The organism is Streptomyces sp. NPDC046977 (assembly GCF_040644455.1).
Taxonomy (GTDB): domain Bacteria; phylum Actinomycetota; class Actinomycetes; order Streptomycetales; family Streptomycetaceae; genus Actinacidiphila.
Genome location: NZ_JBEYWO010000004.1, coordinates 90,249 through 112,954, shown reverse-complemented (window position 1 = coordinate 112,954; position 22,706 = coordinate 90,249). Strand labels below are relative to the sequence as shown.

Sequence of the window (22,706 nt, the reverse complement as noted above, 5' to 3'; positions counted from 1 at the left end):
GGCTCCTGGCCGGGCTGGAGGCGCCCCCGTAGCGCCCGTGGCGTCACACCGTCACGACCACCTTCGCCCGGGCGTGCTCCACCTCCAGGTAGCGGATGGCCTCCGGCGCCTCCGCCAGGGGGTAACTGCGGTCGATCACGGGGGAGATGACACCCGACTCGGCGAGTTCGCGCAGCGTCGCGAGGTTCTCCGGGCCGGGTTGGGCGACCAGGACGCGGACGCGCCGGCGCCCGAGGCGCGCGACGATCTGCCCACGCATCAGCAGGCCCATCGGCCCGACGAGGCTGCCGCCCTTGGACACGCCGCCGCCGGACAGGACGAGCGTGCCGGCGGGGTGGAGCACGCGCAGCAGGGCGGTGAGCGAGCGGTTGCCGACGAGGTCGAGGACGAGGTCGTGGCGCCGCCCGTCGCGCGTGAAGTCCTCACGGGTGTAGTCGACGACGTGCCCGGCGCCGCAGGACCGGACGAGATCCGCGTTGCGGGTGCTGCACACGCCGGTCACCTGCGCCCCGTAGCCGGCCGCCATCTGCACGGCGAACGGCCCTACGCCGCCCGACGCCCCGTTGACCAGCACTTTCTGGCCCGGTCGCACCTTGCCCAGGTCGCGCAGGCCGACGAGGGCGGTGTTCGCCGCCAGGGGCAGGCACGCAGCCTCCTCGAAGGAGAGGTTGGCGGGCTTGGCCGCGACCACGTCCTCCGGGGCGCAGACGTACTCGGCGAAGGCACCGTCCGCCTCGCCGAACACCTCGTCGCCGGGGCGCAGCCGCCGCACGTCCGGGCCGACCGCCTCGACCCGGCCGGCGAAGTCGGTGCCGCGGACCTTGACCTTCGGGCTGCCGAAGCCGATCGAGGGGCGCGCCAGGTAGGGGTCGCCGCGCATCAGATGCCAGTCGCGCGCGTTGACCGAGGCCGCGTGAACACGGACGAGTACCTGGGCGCCGGTGGGGGTGGGGGTGGGAATCTCCTCGACCTGCAGGACGTCGGTCGAGCCGTACCGGTCCTGGACGACTGCCTTCATCGGGACTCCGTGACGGGTGGGTTCGGAAGTGCCGCGTCAGCGAAGACGATAGGGGCAGGGCCCGCGCCGGGGCATCAGGGGCGAACCCCCGGATTTCTCCGGGGCGCCCACGACGGCCGGAGGATCACTCCCCCGGTGCCGCGGCCCGCTCCCGCGCCGCCGCGAGGATGCGCTCGGAGAGTTCCGGGTCGGCGGCCGCCACGGCCCGTGACAGGATCACGGCGCCGACCATGGTCGACAGGGTCGCGAAGTCGGGTCCGGACTCCCCCGCCGGGTCCGGTGAGTTCGCCCGGCGCAGCCCGGCCAGCGAGTCGGCCATGCCGGTGATGCCGGAGACGAACAGGTGCTGGAGGTCGGGCCCACTGCGGCCGGCGTCGCAGGCCAGGGCGGCGACGGTGCAGCCCTCCTCGGGCGCGTCGCGGTGCCGCGCGGAGACGTAGTCGTCGACGAAGCGCCGCAGCGGTGCCTCGACGGCGGCGCTCCCTTCGCCGTCGCCTCCTCCCTCCTCGCCGCGCACCGCGTCGACCGCGGCCACGCTCTCCGCGAGACCGCGCTCGCAGACGGCGGCCTCGAGGGCCTGCTTGGAGTCGAAGTAGCCGTAGAAGCCGCCGTGGGTCAGGCCCGCCGCCTTCATCACGTCCGCGATCGTCACGTCGCCGAAGCCGCGCCGCCTGAACTGCTCGGCCGCGTTGGCGACGATCCGCTCGCGGTTCGCGGTCACCTGCTCACGGGACACACGCATGGCCACACCTCCGGGGAACGTCTCGCTTGACACTTTACATGACGAGCATCATGATTAAATTATTCATGATGGCCATCATGAAAAAATGGCCCAGCGGAGCGCCCGGCACACACCGCCCCGGCGCACACCCTGTCCCGGCGGACGACGACGTCCCGGTGACGGCGCCGCGGGCGCAGCGCAGCAGCTCCCCCCTTGAGAGGACTCCCCCCATGCACACCCCCGCCTATCCCCCGGACCGGACGGCCCTGGTCGTCATCGACCTCCTCAACGACTTCCTCGCGGAGGACGGCAAGCTCAGCGGCCAGATCGGCCCCATGTTGGACGCGCTGGACCTGCGGCCCCGGCTGGCCCGCCTGCTCTCCGGCGCCCGCGCAGCGGGAGTCACCGTCTTCCACGCCCCGCACGGTCTGCACGACGGCGTCTTCGCGGACGTCGAGCACGTCCTGCCGCGCTTCCAGTTCGCCGTGGACCACCAGGTGTTCTGGGAGGGCGGTCCCGGCGCCGACTTCCACCCGTCGCTGCGGCCGCGGGACGGGGACGTCGTCGTCGGCCGCCACCGCATGTTCGACGCGTTCGCCGGGACCGGCCTCGACGAGCAGTTGAAGGCCCACGGCACCGAGAAGGTCGTCCTCGCCGGGCTCACGTCCCAGACCTGCGTGGAGGGCACGGGCCGGCACGCCCTGGAGGCGGGCTACCACGTCACCTTCCTGACCGACGCGGTCGCCGACTTCACCGAGCAGGCCCATCGGGCCGCACTCGAGATCTCGTATCCCACCTTCGGGCACGAGGCGATCACCGTGGACGAGTTCCTCGCCGCGACCGCCTGATCCCCGGCCCCCACGGCCGCGCCCGCACCACCGATCCGAAAGCACCACCATGGCAACCCTGACCGTCGTCCACCACTCCCCCCACGGCCACACCCGCGCGCTCGGCGGGCACATCGCCCGCGGCGCGCGGACCGTCCCCGGCGTCGAGACGCACCTCGCCGAGATCACCGGCGAGCAGGTCACCGCCGGCCGCTGGGCCGACGCCCCCACGATGGAACTGCTCAAGGCCTCCGACACGATCGTCTTCGGCGCGCCCACCTACATGGGCAGCCTGTCCGCCGTGTTCAAGTCGTTCCTCGAAGCCGCCTTCCACCCCTTCCTCGGCCAGGAGTGGAAGGACAAGCTCGCCGGCGGCTTCACGCACTCCGCCGCCCAGAACGGCGACAAGCTGTTCTCGCTCCAGCAACTCGCGGTGTTCGCGGCCCAGATGAACATGCAGTGGGTCTCGGTCGGCGACACCGCCGGCGACAACTGGACCGGCGGCACCCGCTACGACGTGAACCGCCTCGGCTCCTGGCTCGGCGTGATGGGCCAGACCAACGCCGACGAGGGCCCCGACGCGGTGAGTTCGCACGGCGACCGGGTCACCGCCGAGCGCTACGGCGAGCGCCTGGCCGAACTCACGGCCCGCTGGGTGCACGGCACGCCGTACGCACCCCGGCGCCACACGCCGGAGGACTTCCGCGCGCTGTCCGCCCGCAGCGCGGCCGAGGCCAGGGCCCGCGCCTGACGCGCGCCAACCGCCGCACCACACGAGAGGTACGCACCAACCATGATCCTGCACGTCACCGCCACAATGGACGAGTCGGCCGACCCGGCGCCGTTCCGTGAGGAGGAGCACCGCGTCCTCGAGGAACTGCGCGCCGAGGGCACCGTGCTCGCGGCCTTCCGCCGCCACGACCGCCGCGGCGCCTTCCTCGTCGCCGAGGCCGCCGACCCCGCCGACGCCCGCGCCCGGCTCGGCCGCCTCCCCTTCGTCGCCCACGGCATCCTGACCCTGGAGTACACCGAGGTCAGCCCGCTCTGACCTGCGCCGGTCCGAGCGCGGCACGGGAGGGGCGGGACCGCCGCAATTCGGCCCCGCCCCGCCCGTCCGCCGCCCGGGGGCCGGCCCGGACGGTCAGTGGAAGGCGCCGGTGCGCTCCTCGACGCGGCGCAGCGCCTGCTTGAGGTACCCGGCGAAGCGCGGGTAGTTCTCGCTCATCGGGAAGTGCCCGATCTCCTTCATCTCGATGAACTCCGCCCCGCGGATCTGCCGCGCGGTGCGCGCGCCGTCCTCGGGCGTGGTGAGGTAGTCGTACTCGCCGGTCATCATGATCACCGGACAGCGCTCGCCGTCGATGTCCCCCAGCCGGCCGCGCAGGTCGTGGTCGACGGAGTAGAAGTACAGGTCGCCCTTGAACGCCTCCGAGCCCTGGCTGTAGTAGAACCAGGTGGCCCACCGGTCCTTGTCCGGCGACTGAGGGGCCATCAGGTCCCACACGCCGCTGGCGCACACCTGGGCGGCGTTGGCGTGCGGGTGCTGCCACCAGTCGAGGTAGAAGCCGGGCGAGTAGTCGGCGCCCTCCACCGGGATGACGGCCTTGAAGCGGTCGGGGTGGCGCAGCGCGAGTTGCAGCGCCACGTTGCCGCCGAAGGAGGACCCCATGAAGATCGGGTCGTCCAGGCCGAGGGCGTCGCAGAAGGCGGTGACGAAGGCGACGTAGTGGTCGGCGGAGAGCTTGTACTCCTCCTTCCACCACTCCTTGTTCAGCGGCGGGTCGGTCTTGCCGTGGCGCGCGAGGTCGTAGGCGATGACGCGGTGGTCCGCGGTGATCTCCTCGTCCTCCAGGAGACCCATCCACTGGTGGTTGTGGCAGCCGGCCGTGTGCTGGCACACCAGCGGCTGGCCCTGGCCGCTCTCCAGGTAGAACACCTTGTACTGGACGTCCTCCACGTCGATCGTGACGTAGTGGCCGGTCACCGGGGAGATACGGGACGGAGTGCTCATCGGGGGTCCTCTCGGCAGGCGGCGGGTCAGCCCAGTGGCCCGGTGACGCGGAGCAGTTCGAGCTGCCGGGTCAGGCAGCGCAGGTTCTGCATCAGGACCAGCAGGTCGCCCTCCAGGCGCATGTCGCGCTGAAAGGTCGCCGCCCAGATGCCGTGGTACATGGGCTTGGGCATCGGGGCGCAGAACTCCGCCCACGTCCCGGCGCTCGCCCTGATGGCGAAGTCGTACCCCTCCAGGGGCTCCGGGTCGGTGACCAGTTCCTCGACCCGGCCGCGGTGCATGCGCACCAGGAAGCGGTGCCGCCCCATGTCGAGCAGGTAGCTGCAGGAGAAGTGGGCGCCGTGGGCCTGCACCTCGGCGTCCCCGTCGCTCAGCCGGCGGAACTCCGCCACCGGGCCGCTGTCCGTCACTGTCGTCATCGGTCCGCTCCTCCGTCGCACCCCGTCACTTCCGCCGTCGAGGGCACCCCCGCACGGGCCCGTCCGGGGGGCCGCATCCGGACGGGCCCGCGGTCGGGGGTGTGCCGCGGCGCGGGCCGGCCGCCCCGGGTGAGCTGCGCCGGTCCGTCCGCGTCGCCTCCGTGGGAAGAGGAAGTGCCGTCCAGCTTTCCCCGTCGCCGGGCCACGGGGCTCACCGAAAGCGAGAATTCCACCGCCGGCACCCTGTGGAATGCGCAAAGGCGCAGGCCACAGCACATGAACACGGGCCGTGGGCGGGCTTATGGTGGGAGGGCGCCTGTTCGCGGAAAGAGCGGTGAGCCGTCATGACGACTGCATCCCTGCCCGCGCGCCCGGTACGGGAGGACTGGCGGGCCCTCGCCGATCTGTGCGCGTCGGTGCGGGCCGAGGTGCCCCGTCTGGCCGGGGGCATCGTCGACGCCATCCGTGAGGAGATCCCGGACTACCACGTCGTGCCGCGCGACGAGCAGGAGGCCGCCGTCGGCGAGCAGTTCACCGGGCTGCTCACGGGCCTGATCACCCGGCGCGGTCCCTCCCCCGAGGAGAGCGGGCACGCCCGTGCCCTGGGCCGCGACCGCGCCCGCGAGGGGCTGCCGCTGCACGCTCTGATCGGCGCCTTCCACGTGGGCTACCGGGAGATCTGGAACGTCCTGCTCACCCGCGCCGACGCGCGCGGCGGGGACCTCAGCCGGCAGCTGGTGCGCCTGGTGGGCACGGTGTGGACCTGGGTCGAACAGGCCACCGGCGCCGCCGCCGAGGCCTACAACGAGACGATCCGCGCCCAGGAGGCGGCCCAACTCGGCCTGACGTACCGCTTCTTCGAGGCCCTGTACACCTCGTCCCCCATCGAGGTGGACGTGGCCCGGCTCGCGCACTCCCTGGGCTTCGACCCGGCCGGGACCTTCCAGGCTGTGTGCGCCCCGTCCGCGGCATGGGCCGACGAGCAACTCGCCGACCTGCGCGGGCGCGTCGGGCGCCGGACGGGCAACATGCGGTGCGCCAACCGGGGCGCGACCATGGTCGCGGTCGTGCAGTCCATGCCCGTCGACGTCCTGATCGAGGCGATGCGCCGCCACGACCCGGAGCTGCGGATCGGCTCCGGCCTGGTGCGCTCGGGACTGGCCGGGGCGGCCGCCAGCATCGTCGACGCACAGGAGGCGCTCGCGCTGGCGACCGCCGACGGCGAGGCCGTGGCCTTCGGCACCGCCTGGCTCACGGCGACGCTGCTCCCGCAGGCCGGCCGGCTCATGCCGCTGCTCGACGCCGCCGCGGAGCCCGCCGCGTCCCACCCGGACCTCGCCCTGACGGTGCGGGGCTTCGCCGACAACGGCTTCTCGCTCACCGCGACGGGCCGGGCGCTGCACCTGCACCCCAACACCGTGCGCTACCGCTTGGAGCGCTGGCGGGAGCTCACCGGCTGGGACGTGCACACCTGGCCCGGCCTCTCGGCGAGCCTGCTCGGACTCGGCCTGGTGGAGGCCGGGGCCCTCGGGGGCGACGGCCACGGATGACCGTCCTAGATTTGACTCAGTCCATTCTGCGCCGTACGTTCGCCATATCGCCACAAAAGCACCCACCCGCACGTGGCCCCGCCGCCCCGATCCCCCCACGGAGCCGATGTGAAGTGTTACGACTGCCTCCAGGAAGCACGCACGGACGCCGACGGAATCGGCATCTGCTCCCGCTGCAACCTGTTCGTCTGCGCGGACCACGCACAGGTGGTCCGCCAGCTCCTCCACCAGCCGAACGGCCTGGGGCGCTCCACGAGCCGCCTTCCGGCGCGCCGGCTCGTCTGCACCACCTGCCGCGCGGCCGAAACGTCCGCCACCAGCGGTGACTTCGCCGGAACGCGTCAGAAGTGACGTCCCCCGCACCGTCGCGCCCGGCGATACGCCGAGGGGCGTGACCGCCGCCGTGGAGCAGCCGGCCGGCGAACTGCTCAGGGGCAAGGGGCTGCGCAGCACCGCGCAGCGCCGGGCCGTCCTGACCGCGCTGCGGGGGCACCCCCACTCCACGGCCGCCGAACTGGAGGCCCGTACGGGCCTCGCCCGGTCCGGCACGGGTGCCGGTCTGTCGCGGCAGGGTCTCTACAACGTGCTGGACGACCTGACGCGGGCACGGCTGATCCGCTGCATCGAGCCCGCCGGTTCGCCCGCGCGGTACGAACTGCGCGTCGGCGACAACCACCACCACCTGGTGTGCCGCGGCTGCGGGCTGATCGAGGACGTCGACTGCGGCGTCGGCGCCGCTCCCTGCCTGGACCCGGTGGACGACAAGGGCTTTGTCATCGACGAGGCCGAGATCGTCTGGTGGGGCCTGTGCCCGTCGTGTCGGCACGCCGCCGCCGCGGAGTCCTGACCCTCACGGACCCGTCCGCCCCGGGCTCAGCGCTCCCGTTCGCGGGCCGACCTGCGCAGTTTGGCGGGGGTGATGCCGGTCGAGGTCCGGAACGCCCGGCCGAAGGCCGACTCGGAGGCGTATCCGACGGCCGCGGCGACCGCCCCCACCGGGCGGTCGGTGCCGGTGAGCAGGTCGGCCGCGAGCAGCATGCGCAGCCGTGTGACGAACTCCCCGGCGTTCATGCCCGTTTCGCGGGCGAAGTGCCGGATGAAGGTGGCCCGGGACATCGCGTTGAGGGCCGCGAGCCGCTCGATGCCCCAGTCGCCCGCCGGGTCGCCGAGCACCGCCTCGGTCACGCTCCGTACGACGTCCTGGGCCGAGGCCAGCCACACCGCCGCGCCCAGGCCGGGGGTGTGGCGCAGCGCCATCGTCAGCAGCACGTCGCACAGCGCGTCGAGGATGGCCTCGGTGCCCTGTCCCGCGGCGGCGGCCTCGCCCCTCATGAACGCGCTCAGCGGTCCCAGGGGCCCGTCCGGCACGGCGCCCAGCGGCACATGGACCACCTCCGGCAGCATGCCCATCAGGATCTGCCCGGGGCCGGGCCCCCAGGTGTAGTGGCCGCAGAACAGGTCGACGGTCCCGCTTCCCGCCGCGGGGTCGTTGCCCAGCAGTTCGTAGGAGCCCGCGTCCCGGCGTTCGACGTCCGTGGCGTCCCGGGCGCCGCGCACCCGCATACGGTGCGCGGTCCCGCGCGGGAGCAACACCATGTCGCCGGCGCGCAGATCGAGGTGCCGGTCCGGCAGTTCGAGGGTGCACTCCCCGCTCAGCAGCAGGTGGAACGGCGATCTGCCGGTCCCCTCCGCGGGGTTGTCCAGCGTGTACCGGCCCGCGATCAGGCAGCGTACGTCGACGCCGCCGCGCAACCGGGCCAGCCGGATGAGGCGGCTGAGAGCGTCCATGAGACTTTCTCGACAGGAAATGCGACTTCTTCAGCTTGGCATCTCGCCACGCACGCGGCAAGGTCGGAGTCATGGACACCATGCACGTCGATCTCCTGGTCATCGGATTCGGTAAGGGCGGCAAGACGCTCGCCGCACGGCTGGGCCGCCTCGGGCGGCGCGTCGCCGTCGTCGAGCAGTCGTCGCAGATGTACGGCGGCACCTGCATCAACGTCGGCTGCGTACCGACGAAGTCGCTGATCTTCCACGCGGAGCGGCGCCGCCCCGGCGACCGGCCCGAGGACACCTTCCGCGAGGCCGTGGCCGGCACGGACTCGCTGACCACGATGCTCAGGGCGGCGAACTTCGAGAACCTCGACACCCTCGACACGGTCACGGTGATCACCGGCCGCGCGCGCTTCCTCGACGCGCACTCGGTGGAGGTGACCGGGGGCACCGACCGCATGGTCGTCACCGCCGGGACGATCGTGGTGAACACCGGCGCGGAACCGGTCTTCCCCGACGTCCCGGGCCTGCGCGACAGCGCGTACACCCGGACCAGCACCGACCTGATCCGCGGCACGGACCTCCCCTCCCGCCTGGTCGTGCTCGGCGCCGGGTACCTGGGGCTGGAGTTCGCGGGCATGTACCGGGGGTTCGGCTCCGAGGTGACCGTGCTCGAAGCGGGACCGCGGGTCATGCCCCGCGAGGACGCCGACGTGGCGGACGCGGTCGTGCGGATCCTGGAGGACGAGGGCGTCACCTTCGTCACCGGCGCCCAGGTCACCGGGGTGACCGACGACGAGGGCCACGCCACGGTCCACTACCGCGTCGGCGGCGAGGAGCGCACCGTCGCCGCGGACGGTGTGCTGGTCGCCACCGGGCGCAGGCCCGCCACCGCCGGCCTCGGCCTGGAGGCGGCGGGGGTCCGCACCACCGCCTCCGGTGCCATCGAGGTCGACGAGCACCTGCGCAGCAGCCAGTCGCACATCTACGCCGTCGGGGATGTCAACGGCGGCCCGCAGTTCACCTACATCTCGCTGGACGACAGCCGGATCGTGGCCGACCACATCCTCGGCGCCGGCGAGCGCACCACGGCCGACCGCGTCGCCGTGCCGTACACCGTCTTCACGACCCCCGCGCTGTCCCGGGTCGGCCTCGGCGAACGCGAGGCCCGCGACCGCGGCCACGAGGTGCGCATCGCCGCGAAGCCCGTGGCGCAGATCGCCGCGATGCCCCGGGCGAAGATCGTCGGTGAGACCCGCGGGCTGATGAAGTTCGTGATCGACGCGGCCACCGACCAGGTCCTGGGCGCGGCACTGCTCAGCGTCGACTCGCAGGAGCTGATCAACACCGTCGCGCTGGCCATCCGCCACGGTGTCACCGCCAGTGAACTGCGCGACGCCGTCTACACCCACCCCAGCTCCACCGAGGCCTTCAACGAAGTGCTCGCCTCGTCCTGACCGGCCCCGCCCCGCGCCCGGTCGGCGGGGGCCCGCGGCCCCGGATGCCCGCGGGCGGGTGCCGGGGATATCGTCCCGGTATGGGAGACCCCCGGCCGCGCCGGACCGGCGCTCCCCGGCGGCGGGCGGCCGCGGCGCCGTCGCCAGGGGCGGGTGGATGATGGCCGGGCACGGGGCGGAAGCGGGCGACGCGGCGCAAGCGGCGGCCGAGCTGGACCGGGCACTCACCGAGGTGGTACGGGCGACCGGGTCGCACGCGGCAGCCGTGTTCCTGCTGGTCCGCGAGGAGCAGGCGCTGCGCATGGAGGTGGTGACCGGTCTGTCGTCCGGCGTGGTCAGACCGTGGACCCGGCTGGCGCTGGCCGCACCCGTACCGGTGGCCACGGCCGTCCGCGAAGGGCGCCCGGTGTGGGTACGCGGCCATGCCGAACTCGCCCGGCGGTTCGCGCGCACGGCGTACGCCCTGCCGTACGAGCTGGCCATGATCGTCATGCCGCTGGCGTCCGGCGACGAGAAGTGGGGCGCGCTGCAGATGCTCTGGCCCGGCAACCGGTCCGAGCGGCTCACCCCCCGTGAGGAGTCCGCGATCGGCGCCGCCGCCGACCGGATGAGCCGGGCGCTGGCCCGCGCCGCCGCGAGCGGTACGCCCTTGCGCCCGGCGGACGCGCCCCGGGTGCTGCCCCCCGAACCCACCGTCCGCCGCCCGCCCGCGGAGGCCCAGGCGGCCGCCGATCTCACCGAGCGCCTGGGGGTGGGGGTGTTCTCGCTCGACCTGGAGGGGCACATCACCTTCCTCAACGACCGTGCGGCGGAACTGCTGGGCCGGGCCAGGAAGGACCTCCTGCACACCCGGCCCTGGGAGGCCCTGCCCTGGCTCGACGACCCGGCGTTCGAGGACCCCTATCTCGGGGCGCTGTTCAGCCGGCTGCCCTCGCGGTTCACCGCCCTGCGTCCGCCGGACCACTGGCTGTCGTTCCTGCTGCGCCCGGACACGACCGGCGTCAGCGTCCGCGTCAAGCCGGCCGGGGCGCCGACGGCCGACCCCGGGCAGCCGGAACTCCCGTCGGCGGTGGCCCCCACGCGGGCCGGCACGCTCTACCACCTGCTGTACATCTCCGCCGGGCTCACCGAGGCGGTCGGCCTCGGGGACGTCACGGCGGCCGTCACCGACCAGATCGTGCCCGTGCTCGGGGCCTCGGGGTTCGGGCTGCTGACCGCCGACGAGGGGCGCTTCGAGGTGCTGGCCACCCGGGGCTTCTCCGCCCGCAACACGGCGTACTTCGACCGCCTGCCGATGTCGGCGGCGACCGCGGGGGCGCGGGTGGTCGAGACGGGGGTGCCCGCCTTCTACCCCCACCCGGAGGAGCTGCGCCGCACCCATCCCCAGGTGGCCCTCTACCGCGAGATGGAGAGCTGGGCCTTCCTGCCGCTGAACGCCTCGGGCCGGACGATCGGCTACTGCGTCCTCGGCTACGCGCAGCCCCGCACCTTCGGCCCCGACGACCGCGCCGCGCTCACCTCGCTCGCGGGCATGATCGCCCAGGCGGTGGAGCGGGCCCGGCTGTACGACGCCAAGAACCGGCTCGCGCACGTGCTGCAGAACGCGCTGCTGCCGCGGTCCCTGCCGGACGTCCCCGGACTGCGCGTGGCCGCGCGCTATCTGCCGGCGACCCGCGGCATGGACATCGGCGGTGACTTCTACGACCTGATCCGGCTCGACGGCTCTGCGGCGGACGCGGTGATCGGCGACGTGCAGGGGCACAGCGTCGGTGCCGCGGCGCTCATGGGCCAGGTGCGCACGGCCGTCCACACCCACGCCAGCACGGGGGCGCCGCCCGGCGAGGTCCTGGCGCGTATCAACCGGCTGTTCGAGGACCTGGAGACGGACCTGTTCACCAGCTGCCTGTACGCGCGGCTCGACCTCCCGCGGCAGCGGGTCACCCTGGCCAGCGCGGGTCACCTGCCGGCGATCGTGCGCCACCCGGGCGGCGGGGCGGACATCGTGGCGGCGCCGGCGGGGATCCTCCTGGGCATCGAGGCCGACGCCGCGTACCCGACCACCGAGATCCCGCTGCCGCCGGGGGCGGTCCTCCTGCTGTACACCGACGGTCTCGTCGAGCGCCCCGGCACGGACCTCGGCACCGCCGTGCACGAACTCGCGCACCGTCTGGCCGACGCTCCGGCCGACTCACTCGACGTACTCGCGGACAGCCTGGTCCGTGAGGCCCAGACCACCGGCCAGGGCCGCGACGACATCGCCCTCCTGCTCGTAGGCCCCGAGAACCGCGGCCAGTGAGCCCGCCCCGATCAGGAGGGCCGAACCGCTGGACGCGGGGAGGGGCCGACCTCGGGGACCGTCCGGCCGACTCCCTCGACGCGGGCCAGCGCCGCGACGACATCGCCCTCCTGCTGGTCGGCCCTGCCGTCAGCGCGAACGGCGGCGCAGTCGGCGGCCGATGAAGTGGGCCGGAACCGGTGGCGGCCAGGCAGGCACGGACCTCGGCAGCGCCGTGCACGGCCTCGGGCACCGTCGTACTCGCGGACAGCCCGGTCCCCGGAACCGCGGCCGGTGAGGCCGCCCCCGTCAGCGCGAACGGCGGCGCAGGCGCCGCCCGATGAGGACCGCACCCGCGCCGGCGACGAGGGACACGCCGGCGACACCGCCGAGGCGGGACTGGGCGGAACCGGTGGCCGCCAGGGAGGGGCCGGCGGAGCCCGACCCCGAGACGGTGGCGGTCGCGGCCTGCTGGATCAGGTCGGCGACGGCCTCGGGGTGGGCGATCAGGGAGACGTGACAGGAGTTGATCTCCACCGTGTGCGAGTGGGCGCGGCGGGCCTGGAAGCGTTCCTGCTCGGGGTTGATGGTCATGTCCTGGCGGCCGATCATGGCCCAGGACGGGATGGTCTTCCACGCCGCGACCTGGGCCGTCTCGGAGAACGCGGTGGTGGCCGCGGGCCGCTGGGTGATGCCCAGCAGGTCGGCCTGGCTCTCGGGCAGGCAGGCGGCGAAGACCGGGTGCACCTTGTCGCGCTTGAGGTAGAGGTCGGTGCCGCTCCGCCCGTTGCCCTCCTGGTAGGGGACGGACCTGGTCGCGGTGGCGAGGGCGCTGGGGAACCGGGCGGCCAGCGACGCGCCGCTCTCGCCCACGTCGGGCATCAGGGCGTTGATGTAGACCAGCGCCTTCACCTGGGAGTGGCCGGCCGCGGCCGAGCTGATCACGGCGCCGCCGTAGGAGTGACCGGCAAGGACGACGGGGCCCTTGACGCTGTCCAGCACCGACGAGATGTAGGTCGCGTCGTTGTGCAGGCCGCGCAGCGGGTTGGCGGGCGCCATGACGGTGTAGCCGCGCTGTTCGAGCCGTTCCACGACGCCGTTCCAGCTGGAGCCGTCGGCGAAAGCCCCGTGGACGAGGACGACGGTGGGCTTGCCACCGCTCGTGCCGCCTCCGCCGTCCCCGTCGGCAGCGGCGGGGGCCGCGGCCGCCGCGCACAGGACGGTTGCGCACGCCGCCGCGGTGAGGTGGGAGCGCCGGGCACGCCGCCGCGAGCTGAGGACCGGAGATGCCGTCATGCCGTTCTCGCTTCCCTTGAGGCCTGTGCCCCACCAGCGTTCAGGCAGCGGCGGGGCCGGGCCCGGCCCCACGGTCCGTCCGGGTGAAAACGGCGGGGCATCAGGGTGAGAGCGGCGCGCCGGGAGGCCCGGGGAAGGGGTGACTGAGCTCCATGTGCCCGAGCAGGTCCCGCCGCAGGCGCCGTACCTCGGTCCAGGACGCGTCGAGCAGCGCGTCGCGCCACCGCTCGAACTCGCCGGGCCGGGACGCCCGCAGCCGGGCGCAGCGCACCGCCTGCACGACGGTGGCGTCGCCGGCGACCAGGAAGTAGACGCGGACCAGCGGGTCGTGGGGGCGCCGCAGGCGGAGCCCGATCAGCCACAGCGCGCCGTGCCCGCCGGGCCGCTTGCGCGACGCGGTCTCACTGCCGGCCATCCACCTCACTCCCCGACGGCGGATCACACCCGAAAGGATCCACGGTGCCTCCGCAGGGCCGGCAGCGGGCGTCCGCATCCGGCCGAGGTCCCCTCGGATCCGGTCATGGGCTCCGGCGGGGACGGCGGGGGTCAGGGCCGGTAGACGGCGCCCGGGGCGGGGACGGCCGGGGCGAGCAGCTGCGGGACGGTGACGAAGGTGAACCCGCGGCGCCTGAGCTCGTCGATGATGCCGGGGACGGCGGGTACGGTCCCCCGGTACCCGGGGGAGCCCGCGGCGGGGACGAGGTCGTGGAGCAGGATGATGCCGTCGCGTCCCGCCTGGTCCAGGACGCGCTTGGTGATCAGGGCGGAGTCGTTGGTCGCGAAGTCCTTGGCGGTGACGCTCCACAGGACCTCGGAGAGCCCCATCTCGCGGGCGATCCCCTGGACGGTGTCGTTGGTGCGGCCCTGCGGCGGGCGCACCAGGGTGGGACGGCGGCCGGTGAGCCGCTCGATGGCGTCGTCGGGCCGGCGGAACTCCTCGCGTATGCCCTCGGGGTCGAGGTCCGTGAGGATCTTGTGGTCCCACGTGTGACTCGCCACCTCGTGGCCCTCGGCGGCCATCCGTTCGACCGTCTCCGGGTAGCGCTCGATGTGCTTCTTCCCCAGGAGGAAGAAGGTGGCGTGCACCTTCTTCTCCTTCAGGATGTCCAGCAGCCGTCCGCTGTCGGGGCTCGGCCCGGCGTCGAAGGTCAGGGCGATGCACTTGGCCTTGCGGCAGTCGACGCTCCCGAACTGCCCGGCGCCGTGGCTTCCCGCCGCGTCGCGCGCCTCGCTCGGGGAGGTGGTGTCCACCCGTGTGCAGCCGGTCAACGTCAGTGTGAGGGCCACGGCGGCCGCGGACAGGGCCGTCGCGGCGCGGCGCACCGTCGGCGCGGCGGACTGCGGACGCGCGGACGACCGTCCGCGCAGGCTGGGGAAGTACATGCCGGGGAATATACACACCCCGTATACATGGAATTCATAGTGGGGTCGCCGGACGGTTCCCGAGGGCCGGGACAGCCCTGTCTACACGAGGTGTATACCTCGTATGTACAGTGACGGCCATGTCCATCGGTCACGCCCTCCTCGGGCTCCTCGAATCCGGCCCGCGCCACGGCTACGACCTCAAGCGCGCCTTCGACGAACGCTTCGGCCACGACCGCCCGTTGCACTACGGGCAGGTGTACTCGACGATGTCACGGCTGCTCAGGAACGGCCTGGTCGAAGTGGACGCCATAGAGCCCGGCGAGGGCCCCGAGCGCAAGCGGTACGCCATCACCGACGCCGGGGTCACCGACGTCCGGCGCTGGCTGGGGACTCCCGAGAAGCCCGAGCCCTACCTGCAGTCGACGCTCTACACCAAGGTCGTCCTCGCGCTGCTCACCGAACGCGACGCCGCGGGCGTGCTCGACGTGCAGCGCTCCGAGCACCTGCGGCTCATGCGGACGCTCACCGAACGCAAACGCACCGGGGACCTCGCCGACCAGCTCATCTGCGACCACGCCCTGTTCCACCTGGAGGCCGACCTGCGCTGGCTGGAACTGACCGCCGCCCGCCTGGACCGGCTCGCCCAGGAGGTCCGCGCGTGACGACCCCTCAACCCCTGCTCACCGCAACGGACCTGCACAAGAGCTACGGCAGCACGCCGGCCCTCGCCGGGGCCGACTTCGCCCTGCGCGCCGGCGAGGTCGTCGCGGTGCTCGGCCCCTCCGGCTCCGGCAAGTCCACGCTGCTGCACTGCCTCGCCGGCATCGTGCCGCCGGACTCCGGCACGATCACGTACGACGGGCGCGAGGTGTCCGCGATGAACGACACCGCGCGCAGCGCGCTGCGCAGGGCAGACTTCGGCTTCGTCTTCCAGTTCGGGCAGTTGGTGCCCGAACTGACCTGCGCCGAGAACGTGGCACTGCCCCTCCGTCTGGGCGGCACCCCGCGCAAGGAGGCGGCGCGCACGGCCGTGGAATGGCTGCGCCGGCTGGAGGTCGACGACGTGGCAAGCCGTCGGCCCGGCGCGATATCCGGCGGACAGGGACAACGCGTGGCGGTCGCCCGCGCGTTGGTCACCACCCCGCGCGTGCTGTTCGCCGACGAGCCGACCGGCGCCCTGGACTCCCTCAACGGCGAACGCGTGATGGAGGCGCTCACCGGGGCCGCCCGCGACACGGGGGCCGCGGTCGTGCTGGTCACCCATGAGGCGCGGGTCGCCGCCTGGTCCGACCGCGAGGTCGTCGTGCGCGACGGCCGGGCCCGCGCCACGGAGCGTGCCGTATGACCGGCGCGGGCCGTCTGCGGGGCCTGGTCCGCGACCTGGTGATGGGGATGCGGTTCGCCGTGACCGGCGGACGCGAGGGCTGGGCCCGCACCGCGCTCACCGCCGTCGGGGTGGGTCTCGGGGTGACCCTGCTGCTGCTCACCTCCGCCGTGCCCAACGCGCTGGCCCACCGCCACGACCGCGAGCGCGCCCGCAACGACATGACGTCCCGTTCGCTCGCCCGCGACCCGGCCGCCGACACCATGCTGATCGCCGTCACCGACACCAGTTGGCGCGGCGAGGACATCCGGGGCAGGCTCGTCCAGCCCGAGGGGCCGCGCGCGCCCCTGCCGCCGGGTGTGGACCGACTGCCCGGCCGCGGCACGATGCTGGTCTCCCCCGCGCTGCGCCGGCTGCTGCACTCGCCCGGCGGTGCCCTGCTGGGGGAGCGGCTGCCGTACCGCGTCAGCGGGACCATCGGCGAGGACGGACTGGTCGGGCCGGGCGAGCTCGCCTATTACGCGGGCGTGTCGGGGCTGCGCCCCGGCGCGGCCCTCGGCCGGGTCGAGCGCATCCACGCCTTCGGTTCCCGCGACCCCGGTCTCGGACCCGACCCGGTGCTGGTGCTCCTCGTGCTGATCGTCTCCGTGGTCCTGCTGGTGCCGGTCGGGGTGTTCATCGCGTCCGCCGTGCGCTTCGGCGGGGAGCGGCGCGACCGCCGGCTCGCCGCCCTGCGCCTGGTCGGCGCCGACGCGCACATGACGCGGCGGGTCGCCGCGGGCGAGGCGCTGGCCGGGGCGACGGGCGGACTCGCCGTCGGCGGCGCGCTGTTCGCGCTCGGCCGCTCGGTGGCCGACCGGTTCACGGTCTTCGGCGTCGACGTCTTTCCCGGCGACCTCGATCCCGTACCCGCGCTCGCCGGCCTGGTGGTGGTCGCGGTTCCCGTGGCCGCGGTCGTGGTGACGCTGTCGGCCCTGCGCGGCGTCGTGGTGGAACCCCTGGGTGTCGTCCGCACCGCCAAGCCGCCGCGGCGCCGGCTGTGGTGGCGGCTGCTGATGCCGCTGGGCGGTCTCGGCCTGCTCGCCCCCATGACGGGCCAGGGCCGGAACAACGGTGACTTCAACCAGGCCATGGTCATCGGCGGCACCGTGCTGCTGCTGGTCGGGGTCACGGCCCTGCTGCCCTGGATCGTGGAGGCCGTCGTCTCCCGCCTGGGCGCCGGCTCCCCGTCCTGGCAGCTCGCGGTGCGCAGACTCCAGTTGAGCAGCGGCACCGCGGCACGCACGGTCAACGGCATCGCGGTGGCGGTCGCGGGCGCCATCGCGTTGCAGATGCTGTTCGCGGGCGTCCAGGCCGACTACACCCGGCACACCGGCAACGACCTGACGCGCGCCCAGATGGCGGTCGCCCTGCCCGCGGCCGTTCCCGTGGCCGACGCGACACGCACCCTGGAGTCCACCCCGGGCGTACGGGGTGCGACCGGGCTCTCCGAGGGCGTACTCGGCGAACGGGCCACCGCAGCGCAGCGCTACGTCGAACTCACCGTCGGCGGCTGCGCCGCGCTGCGCGAGGTCGCCACGCTGCCCTCCTGCCGGGACGGGGACACCTTCGTGATCGGGAACCGGGAGTACGACCAGGACACCGCCGTACTCGCCCGCCCCGGCAGGACCGTGTACGTGGACCCCGGCTACGGCGAGGACGCCGCCGCACTGCGCGTCCCCTGGCGGCTGCCGCGCACCCTGAAGGCGGCGTCCCTGCGCAGCGACCCCTCGGGATACAAGCGCGGCGGTGTGCTCGTCACCCCGGGCGCCTTCCCCGCTGCGGCCAAGGCGGCGCTCACCGGCAAGGTGTACGTCTCCCTCGACCCTGCCGTGCCCGATGCCCGGGACCTGCTGCGCAACGCCGCAGCCCGGATCAACCCCTTGGCGTTCCCGGCGGCCTTCGCCGCCACCGAGCAGAACCGGCGCTTCTCCACCATCCGCACCGGCCTGCTGGTCGGCGCGACGTGCGTGCTGCTGCTGATCGGTGCCAGTCTGCTCGTCTCCCAGCTGGAGCAACTGCGCGAACGCCGCAGGCTGTTGTCCACGCTCATCGCGTTCGGCACCCGGCGCAGCACGCTGAGTCTGTCCGTCCTGTGGCAGACGGCCCTGCCCGTCGGCCTCGGCCTCGCGCTGGCCTCCGCGGTGGGCATCGGCCTGGGCGCGGTCCTGCTCCGCATGGTCGACGCGGCGGTCGGCGTCGACTGGCCGGGCGTCGCCTCGATGGCCGGCATCGCGGCGGGCGTCGTCCTGCTGGTCACCGCGCTCAGCCTGCCGGCGCTGGTGCGGATGATGCGGCCGGACGGACTGCGCACGGAGTAGCCCGGCGGCCGGGCCGCCCCCTCGCGGGCGGCCCGGCCGGGACTACTTCTGCAGGAAGGACTGCAGCAGGTTCGTCACGTCCTGGGGCTGCTCCTCGGTCACCCAGTGGCCGGAGCCCTTGACGACCCGGCCCTCGACGTTCACCGCGTAGGTGCGCCACTGGTCGGCGATCGCGCCGCCCAGCGACGACTGGCCGCCCACCGCCAGGACCGGCATCCTCAGCTTGCCCTGGGCCAGGAACTTCTTGTTCTGCTCGACGTCCCCGCGCAGCTCGCGGTACATCTTCATCCAGGCCACCGTACGGCCCGGTTCCTTCAGGTAGTGGGCGTAGAAGTCGTAGTCGGACGGCGTGAACGCGGACGTGTTCTGCAGGAACTCCCCGACGAAGCCCTCGACGAAGACGCGCTCGTGACCGGCGATCAGGTGCTCGGCGAGGGGCAGTTGGAACAGGCCGAAGTGCCACACCGACGGGACCTTCGGGTTGGCGTTCAGCGCGGGGAAGCTGTAGAGGCTGTCGTCCGGGACGGGCGCTTCCATCACGGCCAGCCGGCGCACCTCCCGCGGCCACTGGGCCGCGTAGGCATAGGCGACCCACAGGCCGACGTCGTGCCCGACGACCTGCACGCCGTTGTTCAGCTTCAGCTGCTTCAGCAGCTCGTGCACGTCCCGGGCCATCTGCGCCTTCGCGTAACCGCCCTCGGTGACCTCGGAGTTGCCGGCGCCCCGCAGGTCGACCGCGATCACCGTGTGGTTCTTGGCCAGGGGGCCCATCTGGTCCCGCCACTCGGCCCACGACTGCGGGAAGCCGTGGATCAGGACGACCGGCGAGCCCTTGCCGCCCCGCAGGTAGTGCATGCGGAAGCCGTTCACCTCCGCGTACTGGGACGTGAAACCCGCAGGCGGCCGCCCCTGCGGGAAGGACCGCGGCGACGGCGACGGGGACTGCTCCGCCGCCGTGCCCCGCCCGCGGCTGTCGCCCCTGGCTCCGGCGCCCGCACTGAAGGAGACCAGCAGGACGACCGCCAGCGCTGCCACGAGCGCCACGAGCCTGCCGGCCCTGCCTGCGGAGATGTCCATGACTCACCTGCCTGACGTGATACGTCTGCGGGAGCCGCCGGTGCACGCGGACGTGGCGGCCTGTGTGCCCTGGTCGCCCCCCATGGGCAGCGTGCGCTCGCGGGCACGGCTGAGCGGAGTCCCTGTCGCACCATCATGAGCACAGCACGCGGGACTGCGCCATCGGGAGGACGGCCCGGCGGACCGGGTCCGGGCTGCCGGGGCCCCGGCTTGTCAGTGGGCCCGCGTACGGTCGCACCATGGACGAGCAACGGACGTCGCCCCCGACGCAGGGGACGGCAGAGGTACGCGAGGCGTGGGGCCGGGTGACGGCGTGGCTGCGGCGGCACGATCCCGCCGGTTTCGCCGCCCTGGGCGGTCCCGGGAGCGAGGCGGCCATCAACCGGGCCGAAGGGCGCATGGGTCTGAAGCTGCCAAGCGACATGCGGCAGTGGCTTCTGGCGAACGCCTTCGATGCGTGCGACGCGGTCTTCCCCGACGGCCATCTCCTGCTCGGCCTCAAGGACATTGAGTGGGTCTACCAGAGCCGGACGGGCCTGGCGGACGCCTGTCCGTCCGAGGATCCCGACGACCAGCTGTGGCGCCGTGAGTGGGTACCCATCGCCGCGGAGACGGACGGTCACTACGGAACGTTCCTGGACACGGTCGACGGAACCATCGGCACCTGGAGCGAGGCGGAATTGCCCCGGGAAAGCGAGTACGCCTCGTTGTCCGCCTTCTTCCACGATGCGGCCGACCGGCTCGAAGGGGTCTCCACGGGAGAATGGAGAGGCCCTGGCGGGCTTGCCAGAGCCCGTGCGCTCGAACCCCGTCCCGAGGACGAGCCGGTGCGCCTCTGGGCCCGCGCCAACGGCTACGAGGTGAGCGATCGCGGCCGTGTCCCCACTGCCTTCCGCGAGGCCTACGAGGCGTCACGGAGGTGAGACGGCCCAGCCGGGCCTGACCGGCGCGGCGGGGCCTACGGTTTGTGGGTGACCCAGAGCAGTTCGGCCGGCCAGCGGTGTGCCCAGTCGGGTGGGTCGGTCTCGTTGTAGCCGTTGGGAGTTCCGGGATCGGGCCGCGGCTCGATGAGGTCGTCGATGACGAGACCCGCGCCGCGCAGGACCCTCACCCAGTCGCCGTAGGTGAGCTGATAGCTGGTCGCGCCATCGCCCTCGGCGATGGTGTTGAGCCCGAAGTAGTCCTGCTGCAGCGTCGTGGTCACGCGGCCGGCGGCTTCGTCGTAGCACGCCTCGAACCATGGGCTGGCCACGTTGAACACCAGGCGCCCGCCTCGGCCCAGGACGCGTGCGGCCTCCGGGACGGCCAGCTGCGGGGGCGCCCAGCTGAGCCCGCCGAAGTCGCAGAACACCAGGTCGAAGCTGTCGGCGGCGAAGGGGAGGCGTTCGGCGGCGCCTTGCACCAGCGGGTAGCGGGCCGCTCCCATCGCGTCGGCCGCCGCCGCGAGTTGGGCTTCGGACAGGTCGATCCCGACCACGGCGGCACCCTCGGCGGCGAGCGCCCTGGACCACTGGCCGGCGCCGCACCCGAGTTCGAGGACGCGCTTGCCGGTGACGTCGCCGAGGGCGTGCAGGTGCGCGTCGGGGATGGAGTACATGCCCCACAGCCGGGGTGCGGCGCCGATGTGCGGGTCGTGCTGGTGCTGGTAGTCGCTGCTGATCCGGTTCCAGAGCCGCCGGTTGGCGGGAATGCTGTCCACGCGGCGACTCCAGCACTTCCTGCTGGGGCGGTCAACACGAGGCGAGCCCCGGCCGGGCGTCGGCCTGGGCCGTCCCCCGTACACGCGTAGGTCGGCCTGCCTGGTCGGGATCTTCCACCGACGCGTGTCGTCCTCGACCCCGAGCGGCCAGGGAGAATCGTCCGGGTCGGCGACGAAGCGCACGACGCGCTGCTGCCGTGGCCGGGCCGGCCGGCATGGCGTCGACCGTCCGGAGCGTCGCGGCCTCGGGTGGCTCCGCCAGGGCCGTCGCCGCGAGGCCGCCGTAGGAGCCGCTCAGGTACGTCATGGGCCCGGACCTCTCCGGCGGCCGGGCGACGACCTGGGTCATGGCCCGCGGGTGTCCGGGAACGTCGTCGGCCGTGCCGTAGGAGTGCCGCAACCGGGCCCGGGGCACCTCGTCCGGGCCGGCCGGCGGGTCATGGTCCGTCACGACCGCAGACCTGGCACACCAGGATGCCGGCCTGTGGCCGGACTACCCGGCGGGTGGCGGCGCCGTGGTGGCCCGGGGGGTGAGGTGGGCCGGGAGGACCGTGGTCTCCGGGACCTCCTCGCCCGTGAGCTTGGCGATGAGCAGGCTCACGGCGCGCGTGCCGATCTCCGCCGTCGGGAGGGAGACGGACGTGATGGGCAGCGGGGTCTGCTCGGCGATCTCGTCGGGGCAGATCGCGGAGACGGAGATGTCCTCGGGCACCCGCAGTCCCATGGCGGTGAAGGCGTCGATGAGCGGCTGGGTGATGGGTTCGTTGTGGACCACAACGCCTGTCAACGACGGCTGTTCCCGGAGCAGTTGCTCAGCCATCGCCCGGGCCGCGGCCGGTGTCTCCGGGCACGGGTGCACGCAGGAGCGCAGGCCAAGCCGGTCCGCGGCGGCCGTGAAGCCGGCCGCGACCCGGCGGGCGAAGCCGGTGCCGCGGACGTAGACCTCGGGGGGCGAGCCGACCAGCGCCACCGTGCGATGCCCCAGCGCGGCCAGGTGTTCCACGCAGGCCTCACCGGCCCCGGTGAAGTCCAGGTCGACGCAGGTGAGTCCGGCAGGGTCGGACGGGAAGCCGATGAGCACCGACGGGCGGTCCATGGTCCGCAGCAACGGGAGCCTGCGGTCCTCCAGTTCGACGTCCATGATGATGAACGCGTCCGCCATGGCGCTCTCGGCCACCCGGATGATCCCCTCCTCACCCTCGCTCTGGGTGAGGAGAAGGACATCGTGGTCGTGCTCGCGGGCGGCGGTGAGCACGGAGGTCGCGAACTGCATCACCACGGGCACGTGGATGCCCTTGCGCAGCGGCAGGACGAGACCCAGCACCCGTGACCTGCTGCTGGCCAGCGACCGGGCACCGGCGTGCGGCCGGTAGCCCAGTTCACGGATGCTGTTCTCGATGCGCTCGCGGGTCTCGGGCGAGATCGGCCGCTTGCCGCTCAGCGCGTAGCTGACCGTGCTCGGCGACACGTTCGCGTGCCGTGCGACATCGGTGATCTTGACCATGCGACTCCCTCGTCCCCTTGCCCTGCCTCC

The 22,706-nt window shown here is 73.3% G+C and carries 23 protein-coding genes; 12 read left to right on the top strand and 11 right to left on the bottom strand.

Annotated features, from left to right (window positions below; all coding sequences use genetic code 11):
* Positions 1-43: 43 nt before the first annotated feature.
* Positions 44-1,018 carry an NAD(P)-dependent alcohol dehydrogenase gene (locus tag ABZ883_RS07915; protein ID WP_360903299.1) on the bottom strand — a complete coding sequence of 325 codons (975 nt, stop codon included), beginning with the start codon at positions 1,016-1,018 and terminating at the stop codon, positions 44-46.
* Positions 1,019-1,142: 124 nt separating this feature from the next.
* Positions 1,143-1,760 carry a TetR/AcrR family transcriptional regulator gene (locus tag ABZ883_RS07910; RefSeq protein ID WP_360903296.1) on the bottom strand — a complete coding sequence of 206 codons (618 nt, stop codon included), beginning with the start codon at positions 1,758-1,760 and terminating at the stop codon, positions 1,143-1,145.
* Between the two features lie 209 nt (positions 1,761-1,969).
* Between ABZ883_RS07910 and ABZ883_RS07905 the strand changes: the two genes are divergently transcribed.
* From ABZ883_RS07905 to ABZ883_RS07895, 3 genes are read left to right on the top strand one after another with little or no spacing between them, the layout of a single operon-like run.
* Positions 1,970-2,587, top strand: a complete 618-nt coding sequence (locus tag ABZ883_RS07905; RefSeq protein ID WP_360903293.1) for an isochorismatase family cysteine hydrolase — start codon at positions 1,970-1,972, stop codon at positions 2,585-2,587.
* Between the two features lie 49 nt (positions 2,588-2,636).
* Positions 2,637-3,317 (top strand): flavodoxin family protein, encoded by a 681-nt coding sequence (locus tag ABZ883_RS07900; protein WP_360903290.1) that lies wholly within the window; start codon positions 2,637-2,639, stop codon positions 3,315-3,317.
* 42 nt (positions 3,318-3,359) lie between these two features.
* Positions 3,360-3,614, top strand: a complete 255-nt coding sequence (locus tag ABZ883_RS07895; protein ID WP_360903287.1) for a YciI family protein — start codon at positions 3,360-3,362, stop codon at positions 3,612-3,614.
* Positions 3,615-3,707: 93 nt separating this feature from the next.
* Here the strand turns inward: ABZ883_RS07895 and ABZ883_RS07890 are convergent, their stop codons facing one another.
* Positions 3,708-4,577 carry an alpha/beta hydrolase gene (locus ABZ883_RS07890; RefSeq protein WP_360903284.1) on the bottom strand — a complete coding sequence of 290 codons (870 nt, stop codon included), beginning with the start codon at positions 4,575-4,577 and terminating at the stop codon, positions 3,708-3,710.
* 26 nt (positions 4,578-4,603) lie between these two features.
* Positions 4,604-4,996, bottom strand: a complete 393-nt coding sequence (locus ABZ883_RS07885; RefSeq protein WP_360903281.1) for a hypothetical protein — start codon at positions 4,994-4,996, stop codon at positions 4,604-4,606.
* A 344-nt stretch (positions 4,997-5,340) separates the two neighbouring features.
* On the opposite strand from ABZ883_RS07885, the gene ABZ883_RS07880 reads away from it, so the two are divergent.
* The 3 genes from ABZ883_RS07880 to ABZ883_RS07870 all read left to right on the top strand — a co-directional run bounded on the left by ABZ883_RS07880 (position 5,341) and on the right by ABZ883_RS07870 (position 7,393).
* Positions 5,341-6,546 (top strand): helix-turn-helix domain-containing protein, encoded by a 1,206-nt coding sequence (locus ABZ883_RS07880; protein ID WP_360903278.1) that lies wholly within the window; start codon positions 5,341-5,343, stop codon positions 6,544-6,546.
* Between the two features lie 108 nt (positions 6,547-6,654).
* Positions 6,655-6,897: a DUF2180 family protein gene (locus tag ABZ883_RS07875; protein ID WP_360903275.1), complete on the top strand. Its 243-nt coding sequence runs from the start codon at positions 6,655-6,657 to the stop codon at positions 6,895-6,897.
* 40 nt (positions 6,898-6,937) lie between these two features.
* Positions 6,938-7,393, top strand: coding sequence for a Fur family transcriptional regulator (locus ABZ883_RS07870; RefSeq protein ID WP_360903272.1), 456 nt, complete (start codon positions 6,938-6,940; stop codon positions 7,391-7,393).
* A 26-nt stretch (positions 7,394-7,419) separates the two neighbouring features.
* On the opposite strand, the gene ABZ883_RS07865 is transcribed toward ABZ883_RS07870, so the two are convergent.
* Positions 7,420-8,334 carry an AraC family transcriptional regulator gene (locus tag ABZ883_RS07865; RefSeq protein WP_360903269.1) on the bottom strand — a complete coding sequence of 305 codons (915 nt, stop codon included), beginning with the start codon at positions 8,332-8,334 and terminating at the stop codon, positions 7,420-7,422.
* 71 nt (positions 8,335-8,405) lie between these two features.
* Here ABZ883_RS07865 and ABZ883_RS07860 point away from each other — a divergent pair, with 71 nt between their 5' ends.
* Entirely contained in the window at positions 8,406-9,776 is a 1,371-nt protein-coding gene (locus ABZ883_RS07860; RefSeq protein WP_360903265.1) for an FAD-dependent oxidoreductase, read from the top strand.
* Positions 9,777-9,933: 157 nt separating this feature from the next.
* A complete protein-coding gene (locus ABZ883_RS07855; RefSeq protein ID WP_360903262.1) occupies positions 9,934-12,072 on the top strand; it encodes a SpoIIE family protein phosphatase in 2,139 nt (712 codons plus the stop codon).
* A gap of 288 nt (positions 12,073-12,360) precedes the next feature.
* Here ABZ883_RS07855 and ABZ883_RS07850 read toward each other — a convergent pair whose 3' ends face one another.
* From ABZ883_RS07850 to ABZ883_RS07840, 3 genes are all read right to left on the bottom strand, one after another.
* On the bottom strand, positions 12,361-13,347 hold the full coding sequence (locus ABZ883_RS07850; protein ID WP_360903259.1) for an alpha/beta hydrolase: 987 nt from the start codon (positions 13,345-13,347) through the stop codon (positions 12,361-12,363).
* Between the two features lie 100 nt (positions 13,348-13,447).
* The gene (locus ABZ883_RS07845) at positions 13,448-13,762 is read right to left on the bottom strand and encodes a hypothetical protein (RefSeq protein ID WP_360903256.1); all 315 of its coding nucleotides are present in this window, start codon (positions 13,760-13,762) and stop codon (positions 13,448-13,450) included.
* Positions 13,763-13,893: 131 nt separating this feature from the next.
* Positions 13,894-14,730, bottom strand: a complete 837-nt coding sequence (locus ABZ883_RS07840; protein ID WP_360903253.1) for a polysaccharide deacetylase family protein — start codon at positions 14,728-14,730, stop codon at positions 13,894-13,896.
* Between the two features lie 119 nt (positions 14,731-14,849).
* Here ABZ883_RS07840 and ABZ883_RS07835 point away from each other — a divergent pair, with 119 nt between their 5' ends.
* The 3 genes from ABZ883_RS07835 to ABZ883_RS07825 are packed head-to-tail and all read left to right on the top strand — an operon-like array spanning position 14,850 to position 18,396.
* Positions 14,850-15,374, top strand: a complete 525-nt coding sequence (locus ABZ883_RS07835; protein WP_360903250.1) for a PadR family transcriptional regulator — start codon at positions 14,850-14,852, stop codon at positions 15,372-15,374.
* A complete protein-coding gene (locus ABZ883_RS07830; RefSeq protein WP_360903247.1) occupies positions 15,371-16,057 on the top strand; it encodes an ABC transporter ATP-binding protein in 687 nt (228 codons plus the stop codon). Before ABZ883_RS07835 ends, ABZ883_RS07830 begins: the two co-directional genes overlap by 4 nt.
* Complete coding sequence (locus ABZ883_RS07825) at positions 16,054-18,396, top strand: ABC transporter permease (protein ID WP_360903244.1); 2,343 nt, start codon at positions 16,054-16,056, stop codon at positions 18,394-18,396. The genes ABZ883_RS07830 and ABZ883_RS07825 overlap by 4 nt, the downstream gene beginning before the upstream one ends.
* A 42-nt stretch (positions 18,397-18,438) precedes the next feature.
* Here ABZ883_RS07825 and ABZ883_RS07820 read toward each other — a convergent pair whose 3' ends face one another.
* Positions 18,439-19,473, bottom strand: a complete 1,035-nt coding sequence (locus ABZ883_RS07820) for an alpha/beta hydrolase (protein WP_360903241.1) — start codon at positions 19,471-19,473, stop codon at positions 18,439-18,441.
* 239 nt (positions 19,474-19,712) lie between these two features.
* On the opposite strand from ABZ883_RS07820, the gene ABZ883_RS07815 reads away from it, so the two are divergent.
* Positions 19,713-20,396, top strand: a complete 684-nt coding sequence (locus ABZ883_RS07815; protein ID WP_360903238.1) for a histone-like nucleoid-structuring protein Lsr2 — start codon at positions 19,713-19,715, stop codon at positions 20,394-20,396.
* Between the two features lie 35 nt (positions 20,397-20,431).
* Here the strand turns inward: ABZ883_RS07815 and ABZ883_RS07810 are convergent, their stop codons facing one another.
* The gene (locus tag ABZ883_RS07810; protein ID WP_360903235.1) at positions 20,432-21,172 is read right to left on the bottom strand and encodes a class I SAM-dependent methyltransferase; all 741 of its coding nucleotides are present in this window, start codon (positions 21,170-21,172) and stop codon (positions 20,432-20,434) included.
* A 493-nt stretch (positions 21,173-21,665) separates the two neighbouring features.
* Entirely contained in the window at positions 21,666-22,676 is a 1,011-nt protein-coding gene (locus ABZ883_RS07805; protein ID WP_360903232.1) for a LacI family DNA-binding transcriptional regulator, read from the bottom strand.
* Positions 22,677-22,706: the final 30 nt, after the last annotated feature.